This is a genomic window from Clavibacter phaseoli (assembly GCF_021922925.1).
GTDB classification, from domain to species: Bacteria; Actinomycetota; Actinomycetes; order Actinomycetales; family Microbacteriaceae; genus Clavibacter; species Clavibacter phaseoli.
Genome location: NZ_CP040786.1, coordinates 1,502,338 through 1,516,395 on the forward strand (window position 1 = coordinate 1,502,338; position 14,058 = coordinate 1,516,395).

The window sequence follows — 14,058 nt, forward strand, 5'->3', positions numbered from 1 at the left end:
CCGCGAGCATCCCAGCCCCCTCCGACGCGCGTCCAGCCCCGAACTAGTCAGCTAGGCCCGATCGGCTGCCCGCCGCGCGTGAAGTACGAGCGGGCGTCCCGCGGCCGGATGTCCGCGACCGCGTCCTGGAACAGCCGCATCGGGTGCGGCGTGAACGGGTGCTCGGCGATCGCGTCGAGGTCGAGCTCGATGCCGAGGCCCACGCCCTCGGGGATCATCACGTCGCCCTCCGCCGTCAGCTCCAGCCGCTCGTCCGAGATCTCCGACCGCCACGGCACATCCACCGCCATGATCTCGAGGTAGCGGAAGTTCGGCAGGGTCGCGCCGAGCTGCAGCGTGGCCGCGGTGCTCAGCGGACCGCTGGGGTTGTGCGGCGCGAACGGCACGTGGTGGTGCGCGGCGAGGGTCGAGATGAAGACCAGCTCCATCAGCCCGCCGGCGTGCGTCACGTCGGGCTGCACGAAGTCCACCGCGCCGCGCGCGAGCGGCCCGACGAACCCCTGCCGGCCGTACCAGCGCTCCCCCGCGGCGATCGCGACGGGCGACTTCGACCGGATCTCGACCATCGCGTCGACGCCCTCCGGTGGGCAGGGCTCCTCGAAGAAGACCGGGTCGAACCGCTCGAGGCGCCGGGCGATGCGGATGGCGGTGGGCACGTCGAAGCGCCCGTGCCCCTCGATGAACAGCTCGACGTCGCCACCGACGGCGTCGCGCACGGCCGCGACCGACTCCAGCATCCGGTCGATGTCGCGGTCCGTCGCGTGCCGCTCGGCCGCCTCGAACGGATCCCACTTGAGGCCGCGGAAGCCCGTCGCGACGGTCGCGACCGCCGCGGCCGCGAAGTCCTCCGGCGCGCTGATCCCCGAGAACCAGCCGTTGGCGTACGCCCGGACCCGGTCGCGCACCTGCCCGCCGAGCATGCGGTGCACGGGCACGCCGAGCTCGCGTGCAGAGATGTCCCAGAGCGCCATCTCGAGCGCGCTCAGCGCGGTGCCGGTCACGGGTCCGCCGCGCCAGTAGCCGTCGCGCGCGACCTCGTGCACGACCTGCGCGATGCGGCGCGGATCCCGGCCGAGCACCGCCCGCTCGAGCACCTGGACGGCGCCCTGCACCGCGTGCTCCTGGCCCTCGAGCGTCGCCTCGGCGATCCCCGTGAGCCCCTCGTCCGTCTCGACGCGCAGGAACACGAGGTTGGTCCGGTAGAAGTCGACGACGACCGTGCTCACGCGCGTGATCCTCATCGGGTCTCCCTCTCGGACAGGTGACGCATCAGCGCGCGCACGCCGAAGGTCCACGGCGCGCAGTCCTCGGCGGCGCGCACGCGGTTCTCGAGCGTGCCGAGCCGCGGCGACGAGATGCGCACGACGTCGTCCCGGTGGTGCGTGAAGCCGCGCCCCGGGGCGTCGCGGTCGTCGGTGGGCGCGAACATCGTGCCGAGCATGAGCAGCGCGCCGTCCGGGTAGGAGTGGTGCGGGCCGATGAGCTGGCGCACGAGGTCGAGCGGGTCGCGGGAGATGAGCGACATGTCGGAGACGGCGCGGAGCGCGTACCCGTCGGCGCCGTCGACCGCGAGCGCGACCCGGAGCGCGCGCACGTCGTCCATCCCGAAACCCTCGTCGAGCAGGCGGATGAAGGGGCCCACCGCGCCGGACGCGTTGGCGTCCTTCGCGCGGCCGAGCAGGAGCGCGCTGCGCCCCTCGACATCGCGGAGGTTCACGTCGTTCGCGAGCGTCGCGCCGACGACGAGGCCGGCGGAGGAGACGACGAGCGCGACCTCCGGCTCCGGGTTGTTCCAGTCGCTCGCGGCGAGGACGCCCACGTCGTCGCCCGTCCCGACGGTGCTGAGCGGCTGCCCCTTCGTGAAGATCTCGGCGTCCGTGCCGAGGCCCACCTCGAGGTAGGGGCTCCAGGTGCCCGCGGCGAGCATGGCGTCGCGGAGGCGGAGGGCGGCCGGGGAGCCGGGCACGACGTCGCGGACCTCCGCGCCGAGGAGGCGCGTGATCTCCTCCCGTACCGCGGAGGCGGCGGCCGCGTCTCCGCCGGCGCGCTCCTCGATGACGCGCTCCATGAGCGACGCGGCGAAGGTCACGCCCGCGGCCTTCACCGCCTGCAGGTCGACGGGCGACAGGATCCACGGCCGGGCCGGATCCCGGGTGTCCGGCCGCGCGTTCGCGACGACGTCCTCCACCGTGCCGAGCGGGCGCGGGGGCGCCTCGGTGACGAGGGCGACGGGATCCGGCGCGTCGGCCAGCTCGCTCACGGTGGCGACGACCGCGCTGAGGTCGTGGACCACGCCGTCCCGGACGACGACGGGTGACGGGCCGCCCGCCCGCGGATCCCAGACCCGGCCGACGAGGACGGCCCTGTCGGCATCCTCGGGCAGCGTGCCGACGGGCGCCGCGTCGGCGGGCCCGCGCCCGCGCCCGTCCTCGTAGGAGTGCTCCTGCATGGCGACCGCTCCGTCCCGCGACGGGCGGGCGGGTCCCCGGTGCGTCGTCGCTGCGACGAGCGTGCCCCACCGGCGCCCCGCGGTCCACGGATTTGCGCGAATATGGCGGGATGGACGCGGAGGCGGAGCAGGCAGGGCCCGCGGCGACGCTCGCCGACGTCGCGCGCGCCGCCGGCGTCTCCGTCTCGAGCGCGTCCCGCGTGCTGAGCGGCCGGGGCGAGGTGCGGCCGGAGACGCGCACCCGGATCCTCCGCGCCGCCGCCGACCTCGGCTACCGCCGGTCCGCCACCCGGCGCGGCCGCCCCGCCCTGCACGAGCCCCGGCTCGTCGAGCTCGTGGTCGGCCGCTTCGGCAACCCCTGGACGCGCACGGTCGCCGACGCCGCCCGCGACCGCGCCGCCGCCCTCGGCTACGACCTCGCCCTCACGGTCGAGCGCGCGGATCCGGCCGACGACTGGTTCGCGCGCGTCGTCGCCCGGCGCTCCTCGGGCGTGATCCTCGGCGTGACCACCCCCACCGCCGCCGAGCGCGACGGCCTCCGCGACCTCGGCATCCCGCTCGTGCTGCTCGACCCGCGCGGCGAGGTCCCCGACGGCACCTCGTCCGTCGGCACCACGGACCGCGCGGGCGGCCATGACGCAGGCGCTCACCTCGTGGCGCGGGGCGCGACCGGCTTCCTCGTCGTCGCGGGCGCGCCGCGGTTCCGCTTCGGCCGCGCCCGGGAGGCGGGCTTCCGCGACGCCGTCCGCGCCGGCCGGCCGCACGCGCCCCTCGACCGGATCACCACGGGCTGGTCCTCGAACGAGGTGATCGACGCCCGCGAGCTGGCCCGCGCGACCTGCGCCGCCTCCGCCGCGGGCGGCCCGCTCGGCGTCTTCGCCGTCACCGACGACATGGCCTTCGCCGTCTCCCGCGCCGCCGCGACCGCGGGCCTCCGCGTCCCCGAGGACGTGCTCCTGGTGGGCTTCGACGACGAGCCGCGCGCCGCCGCCGCGCGTCCCCCGCTGACGACCGTCCGCCAGCCGCTCGCCGCGATGGCGGCCCGGGCGGTCGACCTCGTGCACGCGGCCCGCTCGGGATCCGCGGCGGACGAGCATGTCGAGCTGCCCACCCGCCTGGTGGTCCGCGCCTCGACCGGAGCCGGCTGACGCAGCACCGCCAGGGGCCTCGCCAGCAGGGTCGCGCCCGGACGGGGGCCACCGCGCTGGCCGACGCGGACGAGCGCGCCCGGGAGGATGGACGCGGGCTCCGGCCCGGATCCGCCAGGGAGGCCCGCATGACCGCCGACGACACGACCGCCGACGCCCCGCACGCCGACCCCGGTCACGGCAAGCGCGAGCTGGCCCGCATCGGCGCGCGCGCGATCGCCGCGTGGATCGCGGAGGTCATCACGCGGCGGCGACTGCTCGTGGCGGTCGGCGTCGCGGTGATCGCGGGCACGGGCACGGCGCTGCTCCTCCGACCCGTCTTCGCCCGGGCCGACGGGGAGGACACCGCGAGCCCGTCCGCCGTCCTGATCGGCCTCGTCGTCGGCGCGGGCGCGGGTGTAGTGCCGCTGTGGATCTGGATGACCCGCGCGATCCGCCGGCACCCGTCCGTCGTGGGCAGCCATCCGGCGTGGCGCGACGCGGCACTCCTCGACCGCGCCGTGGACTCCCGTGGTCGCGTCACCCTCGCGCCGGGGACCGCCGAGCGCGTCGCGACGGAAGCGCGCCGCGCCATCGCCTCGGCGGCGGCGCCCGTCCCCGGGGCGGCGGTACTCCTCACCGTCTCGATCGTCGGGACACCGGCCCATCTGATCGGAGGAGGCGGCGGGACCCTGGCCTGGTTCCTCCCGGTCTACGTGCTGATGTCCGCGTCGACGCTGTTCACGACGGCGCGGGTGGCCGGTCCGATGGCCCTCCTCCGCGACGCTGCCGACGCCGAGCTCGCCCTCCCCGAGTCGGAGCGCACGCAGGCCCCGCCCGTCGAGCCGCCGCACGGCAGCCGCCTCCCCTGACGCGTCCTGGCCCCTGCGTCCAGGAGGTTCCCCCGTGTGGGGAATACGCTGGTCCCGTGAAGGCGCTCCAGTACACCCGCATCGGATCCCACCCCGAGGTCGTCGAGATCGAGAAGCCGACCCCCGGCCCCGGCCAGGTGCTCCTCCGCGTCACCGCCGCCGGCGTGTGCCACTCGGACGAGTACGTGATGGGCCTCTCGGAGGAGGAGTACCGCGCCGGCGGCTACCCGCTCCCCCTGACGCTCGGCCACGAGGGCGCGGGCGTCGTCGAGGAGCTGGGCGCGGGCGTCGAGCACCTCGCCGTCGGCGACGCTGTCGCGGTCTACGGACCCTGGGGCTGCGGCCGCTGCCACGCGTGCGCCGAGGGCCGCGAGAACTACTGCGAGAACGCCGCGGACGAGGGGATCCAGCCTCCCGGGCTCGGCGCGCCCGGCGCCATGGCCGAGTACATGATCGTCGACGACCCGCGCCACCTCGTGCCGCTCGGCGACCTCGACCCCGTCGCGAACGTCTCGCTCACCGACGCCGGCCTCACCCCGTACCACGCGATCAAGACCTCGCTGCCGAAGCTCGGCGCGGGCACGTACGCCGTCGTCATCGGCACCGGCGGACTCGGGCACGTCGGGATACAGATCCTCCGCGCCCTCAGCGGCGCCACCGTCATCGCCCTCGACGTGAACGAGGAGAAGCTCGAGCTCGCCCGCCACGTCGGCGCGCACCACACGGTGATCAGCGACGGGGACGCCGCCGACGGCATCCGCGCGATCACCGGAGGACGCGGCGTGCAGGCGGTCTTCGACTTCGTCGGCGCGACGCCCACCATGGCGACGGCCCTCCAGGTCGTCGAGCCGGCCGGCGACGTGACGATCGTCGGCATCGGCGGCGGCACGGTCGAGGTCGGATTCGGCACCATCGCGTTCGACGCCGCCGTCCGGATCCCCTACTGGGGCAGCCGGTCCGAGCTGATCGAGGTGCTCGACCTCGCGCGCTCCGGCCAGGTCACGGTCGAGACGCAGCGCTACGCCCTCGAGGACGGACCGGACGCCTACGCCGCGCTCGCCGCGGGCGCCGTCCGGGGCCGCGCGGTCATCGTCCCGTAGCGCCCGGGGACGCCCGGGCGTCGGGGCGAGGGGCCGCACGCGGAGGCCCTGCATGCCGCGCACGGCATGCCTCCGTGGAGCTCCTCCCGAGGAACGGGACCGAACCGCCAGGCGGTCGGCGGCGAACCTTACATGCGACCGGCGAGCCGCGACGCACCGACGCTTTCCCAGCCCATGACGTCCTCCGGCATGGCAAGGTAAGGACTCGGTCGCCCCTGATCCCCGGCAGCCGGAGCGTCATGCGGATCACGGCGCTGCATCCCCCGGGTCCCGTGAGACGGACCGCTCCCCCTGGCCGAGAGGCCCCGACCTTCGAGCGAGCAGGCACATGACAGACATCGACACCTCCGCCCCTCCCCGCATCGTCCTGACCAAGCCCAAGCGCGGCGGCGGATCCAATCCCACCACCGCCTACTCGGGCCTCCTCCACACGGTCCGCGAGGCCGGGCTGCTGGAGCGCCGCGTCGGCTTCTACGTGCTCATGTTCGCCGGCATCACCGCCGCGCTCGTCGGCCTCGGCGCCGGCTTCGTGCTCCTCGGCGACAGCTGGTTCCAGCTGCTCATCGCCGCCGGGCTCGGCATCATCTTCACCCAGTTCGCCTTCCTCGCCCACGAGGCCTCGCACCGCCAGGTGTTCGAGTCCGGCAAGGCCAACGACATCGCGGGCCGCACGCTCGCCAACCTCTTCGTCGGCATCAGCTACTCCTGGTGGATGACCAAGCACTCGCGTCACCACGCCAACCCGAACGTCATGGGCAAGGACCCGGACATCGAGCGCGACGTCATCTCCTTCACCACGGAGGACGCCGCCCGCGCCAAGGGCGTCTACGGCTGGTTCACGCGCCACCAGGGCTACGCGTTCTTCCCGATCCTCATGTTCGAGGGCCTGAACCTCCACGTGCACGGCTTCCGCACCGTCTTCGGCCGCGGCAAGGTCGACAAGCGCTGGCTCGAGATCTCGATGCTCTCCACGCGCATCATCGCCTACCTCGCGGTCGTCTTCTTCTTCCTGCCCCTCGGCATGGCGTTCGCCTTCGTCGGCGTGCAGCTCGCGGTCTTCGGCGTGTACATGGGCGCCTCGTTCGCCCCGAACCACAAGGGCATGCCCGTCCTGCCCAAGGACTCCAAGGTCGACTTCCTCCGCCGCCAGGTGCTCACCTCGCGCAACATCAAGAGCACGTGGCTGACCGACATCTACATGGGCGGGCTCAACTACCAGATCGAGCACCACCTCTTCCCGAACATGCCGCGGCCCGCGCTCAAGAAGGCGCAGATCATCGCCAAGGAGTACTGCGCGACGCACAGCATCCCGTACACCGAGACCACGCTGCTGGCGTCGTACGGCATCGTCATCGCCTACCTCAACCGCGTCGGCCTCTCCGCCGGCGGCGACCCGTTCGACTGCCCCGCATCGGCGGCGTTCGGCCGCTGACCCCGGCACCCCGCACCACCGACGCCTCCCGCTCGCGCCGCCCACCCGGGCCGCGACCGGGAGGCGTCGTCGTGTCGGACGGCAGGCGGGTCTAGCGCTTGCCCCAGTCCCACGACGGGGCGCTGAGCAGCCCCTGCCCGCGGAGCACGGTCTCGCCGTGCGGCTTCTCCAGCACGAGCTCGCCGGCCTCCGCGTGCTCCGACACAACCGCGGCGAGGCCCGGCGCGTGCGTGACGACGAGGATCTGCACGTGCCGGGACGCCGCCGCGATGAGCTCGCCGAGCGCCGGCAGCAGATCCCGGTGCAGGCTCGTCTCCGGCTCGTTGAGCACCATCAGCTCCGGCGGCTCCGTCGTGAGCAGGGCGGCCGTCAGCATGAGCATCCGCAGCGTGCCGTCCGAGAGCTCGGCCGCGTCGAGCACGCGCAGCATGCCGGGCTGCCGGAGCCCGAGCGTCATGACCCCGTCCTGCGAGCGGACCAGGATGGTCGAGCCGGGGAACGCCCGGTCGACCAGGGCGTCGAGCGCGTCGCCGTTCCCCCACTCGCGGATGGTCTGCACCGCGGCCGCGAGATCCGCGCCGTCGCTCGCGAGGACGGGCGTGCGCGTGCCGACGCGCGGCCGGCGGGCCGGGGCGTCCACGTCGGTGCGGAGGTGGTCGTAGAAGCGCCAGCCGCTCATGCGCCGCCGGAGGATCATCGCCTCCGGGCTGGTGACCGCGTCGGCCACCTCGCTGAGGACGCTGAGGTGCGGCGGCACCATCGCGGGCACGCGCATCCACCCGTCGGACTCGTCGCGGACGCGCACGTCCTGCCAGCGGCGCTCCAACACCAGCGAGCGGGGACGCGCCACGGGCCCGCTGAAGACGAGCTCGCGCTTGATCTCCGGATCCCGCCCGAACATGGTGGCCGGCAGGGCGCGCGGATCCCGCTGCGGGATCCCGAGGTCGACGAGGTAGCCGAGCTCGTCGCCCGCGAAGCCGAGCCGGAGCGCGATCGGGCCCTTCCGCATGGTGCCCTGCACCTCGTGGTCGCCGTCGCGCATGGCGCGGCTGAGCCCCTCGGGCCCCGCCCACAGCACCGCCTCGAGCCCGCCCTCGCGTGCGAGCGCGCCGACCGCGCCGCCCTGCGCCATGTCGGCGATGAGGCGGAGCGCCCGGTACACGTTCGACTTGCCGCTGCCGTTCGCTCCCGTGATCACGTCGAGGCCGGTGAGCGGCAGCGCGAGGTCGCGGACGGAGCGGTAGCCGGAGACGGCGAGGGTGCGGATCATGCCGCGACCCTCCCACGGGCCGCCGACACGCGCGAGCGCGGCCGGGCGGCGCGGGTCAGGAGTCCTGCGGCACCCGCACGGTCAGCCCGCCGGGCAGCACGTTGATCTTGAAGCCGATGGCACGTCCGAAGGGATCGCCGTCGAGCTCGATGTCCTCCTCCTTCTCGAGGCGCACCACGACCTCCTCGGCGGTGCGGTACTCGAGCGCGCGGACCTCCTTCTCGGGGCCCATCAGGCGTCGGCCCGCGGCGGTGCGGCGGACGACGCCGTTCTCCCACGCGACCTTGAGCCAGATCTGGACCCAGCCGAGGATCCCCTCGGGGCGCATGAGCACCACGTCGAGGATGCCGTCGTCGACCGCGGCGTCCGGCAGCAGCAGGATGTTGGCGGGCAGCGACCCGCAGTTGCCGACGATGAGCGTGTGCGCGCGACGGCGGTGGGTGCTGCGGCCGTCGAGGCGGTAGCGCAGGCGGAGCTGGTCCTTGTCGCGGAGCGCCTTGAAGATCGCGTCGACGTAGGCGAGCCAGCCGACGCGCTTCTTCAGCTCCGAGTCGGTGTTCGCGAGCATCTTCGCGTCGATCCCGACGCCCGCCATGACGACGAACACGTGCTTGTCGCGGGACTCGTCCTCGCGCAGGATCTCGATGCTCGCGAGGTCGACCGTGCGGTCGTGGCCGGAGAAGGCCGCCTCCAGCGAGTGGTCGACGTCGTTGAGCGTGAGCTTGAGGTTGCGGGCCAGCAGGTTGCCGGTGCCGGAGGGCAGGAGGCCGAGCGAGACGCCGGATCCGGCCATGCCCTCGGCGACCGCGCGGACCGTGCCGTCGCCGCCCGCCGCGATGACCATGTCCACGTCGTGCGACAGCGCCTCCTCCGCAGCACCCCGTCCCGGGTCGTCCTCGCTGGTCTCGAACCACAGGGTCTCCCCCCAGCCGGCGACGCCCGCGGCGTGCGCGACCTTCGTCTTCAGCGACTCGAGGTCGACCTTGATGGGGTTGTAGACGACGGCGGCACGACGGCCCGACCCGTCGGTGGGCGCGGGCGAGGGTGCGGAGGCGGGAGTGGAGGTCGTCATCATGGTCACCCTACCGACGCGCGCGGCCCGCGAGGGGTCCGCGGGGCACCCGCGTGCGCCCGCTGTCCCGCGGACGACGACGCCGACCCGCGCGCAGGGCGCGGGTCGGCGTCGTCGTCGGGATCGGCGTCAGGAGCGCCGGGCCTCGTCCTCGTCGCCGAGGGGCTCGCGGACCTCCGCCTCGTCCGGGTCGACGGGGTCGACCGAGAGCTGGAAGTGGTCGCCGTGCTGCTCGACGCCGTTGACGACGGCGTCGCGCATCATCTCGACCGCGACCTGGCGGCGCACGATGAGCGGATCCGTGCGCAGCTCCTTCCAGAGCGCGTAGCAGGCCACGAGCATCACGATCACGAACGGCAGCGATGCCACGACCGTGAGGTTCTGCAGGCCGGTGAGGGCCTCGGTGCCTCCCCCGCCGATGGCGAGCATGATCGCGGCGACCGCGCCCATGACGACGCCCCAGAAGATGACGACCTTGCGGCTCGGGTGGAGCGCGCCGCGCTGCGAGAGCGTGCCCATGACGATCGACGCCGAGTCAGCGCCGGAGACGAAGAAGATCGCGACGAGCAGCATCACGAGGACGGTGCTGATGCTGGCCAGCGGGTAGTGGTTGAGCAGCTGGAACAGCGTGTTGTCGCTCACCACGGCGCCGTCGACGGTCATGTCGCCGTCGGTCTGCTGCGCGTGGATCGCGGAGCCGCCGAAGATCGAGAACCAGATGAGGGCCACGATGCTGGGCGCCAGGAGCACGCCGACGACGAACTCGCGGATGGTGCGGCCGCGGCTGATGCGCGCGATGAACATGCCGACGAACGGCGTCCACGAGATCCACCAGGCCCAGTAGAAGACCGTCCAGCTGGAGAGCCAGGCGCTCATCTCGTCGCCGCCGGTCGCCGCGGTGCGCGACGCCATCTCGGTCATGTCGCCGAGGTACGCGCCGAGCGTGGCGGGGATGAGGTTGAGGATGAGGAGCGTCGGGCCGACGACGAACACGAACACGGCCAGCACGACGGCCAGGACCATGTTGATGTTGGACAGCCACTGGATGCCGCGGGCGATGCCCGAGACGGCCGAGAAGATGAACGCGATCGTGAGCACGACGATGATGCCGATGAGGAGCGGGGCCGTGGCCTCGTCCACCCAGCCGTTGAACTCCAAGCCGGCGCCGATCTGCGTCGCGCCGATGCCGAGCGAGGCCGCCGAGCCGAACAGCGTGGCGAAGATCGCGAGCATGTCGATGACGCGGCCCGCCCAGCCCTCGGTGCGCTTGGTGCCGAGCAGCGGCTGGAAGATGGAGGAGAAGAGCTGCTTGCGGCCCTTGCGGAAGGTGCCGTAGCCGATCGCGATGCCGGCGACCGCGTAGATCGCCCACGGGTGGAGGCCCCAGTGGAACATCGCGGTGGCCATCGCGGTGCGGATCGCCGCCTCCGACTCCGGCTGCGTCGTGCCGGGCGGCGGGGTGACGAAGAAGCTGAGCGGCTCGGCGGCGCCGAAGAACATCAGGCCGATGCCCATGCCCGCGCTGAACATCATCGCGATCCACGACACCGTCTTGAACTGCGGCTTCTCGTCGTCAGCGCCGAGCTTGATGCGGCCGTAGCGGCTCGCGGCCAGCCAGATGACGAAGATCACGAAGAAGCTCGCGGCCAGCACGAACAGCCAGCCGGTCTTCTCGATGACCCAGCTCTGCGCGGAGCCCGAGATCGACGCGAGGCCGTCGGTGCTCACGATGCCCCAGACGACGAAGCCGACCGCGAGGACGGCCGTGACGCCGAAGACGAGGCGGTCGATCTTCGGGTGCTCGGGCTCGTAGAGGTCGACGGACCCCGTGAAGCGGGCCTCGAGCAGGCGGTGGTCGGAGTGGTCGCGGCGGGGTGGCCGGGTCCCGTCGGGACCCGATCTGCGCTTCGGGACCAGACGGTCGAGGAGGCGTTCTGCGGACGTGCGCGTGGAGGTCATGGAGGGGATGGGCTCCTATGGGCTCGGTGACATGGGCATCGCCCGCAGGGGTCCTGCGAGCGACCGGCCGAGTCTAGGCGGGGGCCCGCGGATCGGTCGATTCGCGATCGTCCCTTGCCATCCGCTATGGGGAGGGCTATGGAGCGGTGGCCCCGTCGCCGATCGGGAGGGTCGCGACCACGCGCGTGCCGTGGCCGAGGCGGCTCGCGATGCGCAGGGATCCGCCGTGCGCCCGGACGGTCCGCTCGGCGATGGAGAGGCCGAGCCCGAGGCCAGGGACGGCGCCGTCGCGGGCCGACTGCGCGCGGAAGAAGCGGTCGAACGCGTGCTGCTGGTCCTCCTCGCTGAGGCCGACGCCCGTGTCGACCACGGAGAGCACGGCGTCGGCGCCCTCGCGCGCGAGGACGACGTCGATCCGGCCGGACGGCGTGAAGACGAGCGCGTTGGAGACGAGCGCCTCGACGACCTGCGCGAGCCGGTCCGCGTCGCCGTCCAGCCGGATCCCCGCGTCGAGCCGCGCCTCGAGCACCAGGCCGCGCTCGGCCGCCCGCGCCGCCGCCGGCCGCACGACCGCGTCGACGACGGCCGTCATGTCGACCGGGCCGCGGCGCAGGGCGGGAGCGTGGTCGGCGCCCTCGAGGAGCGAGCCGATGATGCTCGACAGCTGCGCCACGTTGCGCTGGATCACCGCGACCTCCTCCTGGATGCCGAGCTCGGCGGGGTCGTGCATCTCGTCGAGGAGGTCGAGGTAGCCGACGATGCTCGTGAGCGGCGTCCGCAGCTCGTGCGACACGGTCGCGAGGAACTCGTCGCGCACCTGCACGGCCTGGGCGAGGTCGGTGACGTCGTAGGCCCCGAGGACCGTGCCCGTCAGCTGGCCGGGCCGGCGTCCGATCGGCCGGACGGAGAGCACGAGGGCGCGCTGGTTGCCGGGCTCCCCCACCCAGTAGACGGGGCCGTGCACCTTGTCGGCGTAGATCGCCTCCATCAGCACCTTGCCCTCGCGGGCCACGGGCGTGACGCGGTCGGATCCGTACACCGACGTCGCCAGGCCCGTCTCGTGGTCGTAGCCCGCGATCTCGAGCAGCGTGCGGACCGCCGCGTTGCGGATGACGGGACGGTCGTCGGCGTCGAAGAAGACGATCCCGACGTCGACGGCGTCCGCGACGTCGCGGATGGTCGCGGTCTGCTCGCGCGACTCCGCGAGGAGCCGGGCCTGGGCGGCGGTCGACTCGGCCAGCTCGCGCTGGTCCCGGCGCTGGGTCGCCGCGGCCTGACCCGCCGCGGTGACCAGCAGGGCGGTGAGGAGGAAGCCGGCGACGAGGTCGGCCCAGCCGTCGCTCGTGTCGGGGAGGGCGCCGTCGCGCAGGACGGGGAAGACGGTGATCGCGAGCGCGCCCGCGATCGCGACGGGGACGCCGCCCGACGGGAAGCCGAACACGAGCCAGAGGAGCGGGAAGATCACGAGCAGCGCCGCGGCCGGGAGGGAGGCCGCCGTCGCGTCGCGGATGAACGCCACCGCCAGCAGGTCGAGCGCGGGCACCGCGATGAGGACGGCCGACGGGATCCGGCTGGCCCCGACCACGAGGGCGAGGACGGAGCCGACGAGCACGAGGGCGATGGCGGCCGCGTACCAGGCGTCGCGCTGGACGGCGGGCTCCACCACCGCCACGAGGACCGCGACCACCGCGCAGCTGAGGAGGAAGGGGATCTGCGCCCGGGTGGAGCCGCGCCGGCGCCGGTCGTCCGCGGAGATCCGGGCCACGAGGGCGGGAGGGGTCATGCGCTGTCCTCCTCCATCCGCCGTCGGGGGACGCCGTGGACCGAGCCTAGACCGGGCGACGCGCCGAGCCCCCTCCTCCCCGGTCCGCGACGCCGGGCGGGCCCCGGGCGGATCGTCCGCGGACAGCTGCCGGGCCCTTGAGCCGATGCCGGGCCGGGCTTGCGGGAAAGCTCGGCGGGACTTGCGGATCCCCAGCGGGTGGCTTGAGGCCGCTCCGTCAGAGTGATGCACGTCGAAGGAAACACCGGACCGACACCGCGAGAGCGCCGCACAGGCGCCGACCGAGGACCGGAGACGACCGGCGGGACACCCACCCGACGCCTCCCCATGAGCATGCGCGGCACACCGCGCGAAGAACAGGAATCCCCATGAACAAGATCGTCTCCGGTGCCGTCGCAGGTGCCGCCGGAATCGTCCTCCTCCTCGGCGGCGCCGGCAGCTTCGCGCTGTGGAACGCCAACGCCACGGTCGCCGCCTCCAGCGTCTCCTCGGGCAACCTGGCCATCGCCGCCGACACCGCGGGCGTCTGGACCGACATCACCAACGGCGGCAGCAAGGTCATCGACCCGTCGACCTACCGCATCGTCCCCGGCAACGTCCTCCAGTACACGAGCGCGCTGACCGTGACGGCGACCGGCGACTCGCTCGCCGCGGACCTCACCTACAACCCCGTCTCCATCACCGGCGACTCGGCGCTCAAGGCGGCCATCACCACGAAGCTCGACGTCACCTCGACCGACGCCAGCATCACCCCCGCCTCCGCCGCGAACACCTTCACGGTCAAGCCGTCGACGTCCGCCTCCAAGGTCAACGTCGTCCTCACGGTCACCTTCCCCTCCACCGCGACGACCGGCCAGAACGGCTCGCTCTCCTTCGACAAGCTCGCCTTCACGCTCACGCAGCGCGCGATCTAGTCCCCGGTCTCCCCTCCCCGCGGTGACGTCGCCCGCGGGGAGGGGGCTCCATCCCCTCCCCGCACCACCCGCATCACGAT

The 14,058-nt window shown here is 73.5% G+C and carries 11 protein-coding genes; 5 read left to right on the forward strand and 6 right to left on the reverse strand.

The genetic code is table 11. The features are described 5' to 3' along the window. Positions 1–47 precede the first annotated feature (47 nt). Together FGI33_RS07005 and FGI33_RS07010 are read right to left on the reverse strand one after the other, a co-directional pair. Complete coding sequence (locus FGI33_RS07005) at positions 48–1,226, reverse strand: mandelate racemase/muconate lactonizing enzyme family protein (RefSeq protein ID WP_237582431.1); 1,179 nt, start codon at positions 1,224–1,226, stop codon at positions 48–50. Positions 1,227–1,237: 11 nt separating this feature from the next. After that, entirely contained in the window at positions 1,238–2,449 is a 1,212-nt protein-coding gene (locus FGI33_RS07010) for a fumarylacetoacetate hydrolase family protein (protein ID WP_119435362.1), read from the reverse strand. Positions 2,450–2,559: 110 nt separating this feature from the next. On the opposite strand from FGI33_RS07010, the gene FGI33_RS07015 reads away from it, so the two are divergent. From FGI33_RS07015 to FGI33_RS07030, 4 genes are all read left to right on the forward strand, one after another. Further along, the gene (locus FGI33_RS07015) at positions 2,560–3,597 is read left to right on the forward strand and encodes a LacI family DNA-binding transcriptional regulator (RefSeq protein WP_237582432.1); all 1,038 of its coding nucleotides are present in this window, start codon (positions 2,560–2,562) and stop codon (positions 3,595–3,597) included. A gap of 128 nt (positions 3,598–3,725) precedes the next feature. Beyond that, positions 3,726–4,448, forward strand: coding sequence for a hypothetical protein (locus tag FGI33_RS07020; protein ID WP_119434449.1), 723 nt, complete (start codon positions 3,726–3,728; stop codon positions 4,446–4,448). A 56-nt stretch (positions 4,449–4,504) separates the two neighbouring features. Further along, entirely contained in the window at positions 4,505–5,548 is a 1,044-nt protein-coding gene (locus tag FGI33_RS07025; RefSeq protein ID WP_119434448.1) for an NAD(P)-dependent alcohol dehydrogenase, read from the forward strand. A gap of 328 nt (positions 5,549–5,876) precedes the next feature. Then, positions 5,877–6,980 (forward strand): fatty acid desaturase family protein, encoded by a 1,104-nt coding sequence (locus FGI33_RS07030; protein ID WP_119434447.1) that lies wholly within the window; start codon positions 5,877–5,879, stop codon positions 6,978–6,980. 91 nt (positions 6,981–7,071) lie between these two features. Here the strand turns inward: FGI33_RS07030 and FGI33_RS07035 are convergent, their stop codons facing one another. From FGI33_RS07035 to FGI33_RS07050, 4 genes are all read right to left on the reverse strand, one after another. Then, complete coding sequence (locus FGI33_RS07035) at positions 7,072–8,250, reverse strand: AAA family ATPase (protein WP_119434446.1); 1,179 nt, start codon at positions 8,248–8,250, stop codon at positions 7,072–7,074. Between the two features lie 55 nt (positions 8,251–8,305). After that, positions 8,306–9,322 (reverse strand): diacylglycerol/lipid kinase family protein, encoded by a 1,017-nt coding sequence (locus tag FGI33_RS07040; RefSeq protein WP_119434450.1) that lies wholly within the window; start codon positions 9,320–9,322, stop codon positions 8,306–8,308. Positions 9,323–9,451: 129 nt separating this feature from the next. Continuing rightward, positions 9,452–11,281: a BCCT family transporter gene (locus tag FGI33_RS07045; RefSeq protein WP_119434445.1), complete on the reverse strand. Its 1,830-nt coding sequence runs from the start codon at positions 11,279–11,281 to the stop codon at positions 9,452–9,454. Between the two features lie 136 nt (positions 11,282–11,417). Beyond that, complete coding sequence (locus tag FGI33_RS07050; protein ID WP_237582433.1) at positions 11,418–13,064, reverse strand: sensor histidine kinase; 1,647 nt, start codon at positions 13,062–13,064, stop codon at positions 11,418–11,420. 368 nt (positions 13,065–13,432) lie between these two features. Here FGI33_RS07050 and FGI33_RS07055 point away from each other — a divergent pair, with 368 nt between their 5' ends. After that, a complete protein-coding gene (locus FGI33_RS07055; RefSeq protein WP_119435137.1) occupies positions 13,433–13,978 on the forward strand; it encodes an alternate-type signal peptide domain-containing protein in 546 nt (181 codons plus the stop codon). The last annotated feature ends 80 nt before the right edge of the window (positions 13,979–14,058 follow it).

Coding starts and splice junctions, on each gene's coding strand:
- FGI33_RS07035 (WP_119434446.1), bottom strand. CDS start 8,250: ATGATCCGCACCCTCGCCGTCTCCGGCTACCGCTCCGTCCGCGACCTC.
- FGI33_RS07030 (WP_119434447.1), top strand. CDS start 5,877: ATGACAGACATCGACACCTCCGCCCCTCCCCGCATCGTCCTGACCAAG.
- FGI33_RS07040 (WP_119434450.1), bottom strand. CDS start 9,322: ATGACGACCTCCACTCCCGCCTCCGCACCCTCGCCCGCGCCCACCGAC.
- FGI33_RS07050 (WP_237582433.1), bottom strand. CDS start 13,064: ATGACCCCTCCCGCCCTCGTGGCCCGGATCTCCGCGGACGACCGGCGC.
- FGI33_RS07015 (WP_237582432.1), top strand. CDS start 2,560: ATGGACGCGGAGGCGGAGCAGGCAGGGCCCGCGGCGACGCTCGCCGAC.
- FGI33_RS07055 (WP_119435137.1), top strand. CDS start 13,433: ATGAACAAGATCGTCTCCGGTGCCGTCGCAGGTGCCGCCGGAATCGTC.
- FGI33_RS07010 (WP_119435362.1), bottom strand. CDS start 2,449: ATGCAGGAGCACTCCTACGAGGACGGGCGCGGGCGCGGGCCCGCCGAC.
- FGI33_RS07045 (WP_119434445.1), bottom strand. CDS start 11,281: ATGACCTCCACGCGCACGTCCGCAGAACGCCTCCTCGACCGTCTGGTC.
- FGI33_RS07020 (WP_119434449.1), top strand. CDS start 3,726: ATGACCGCCGACGACACGACCGCCGACGCCCCGCACGCCGACCCCGGT.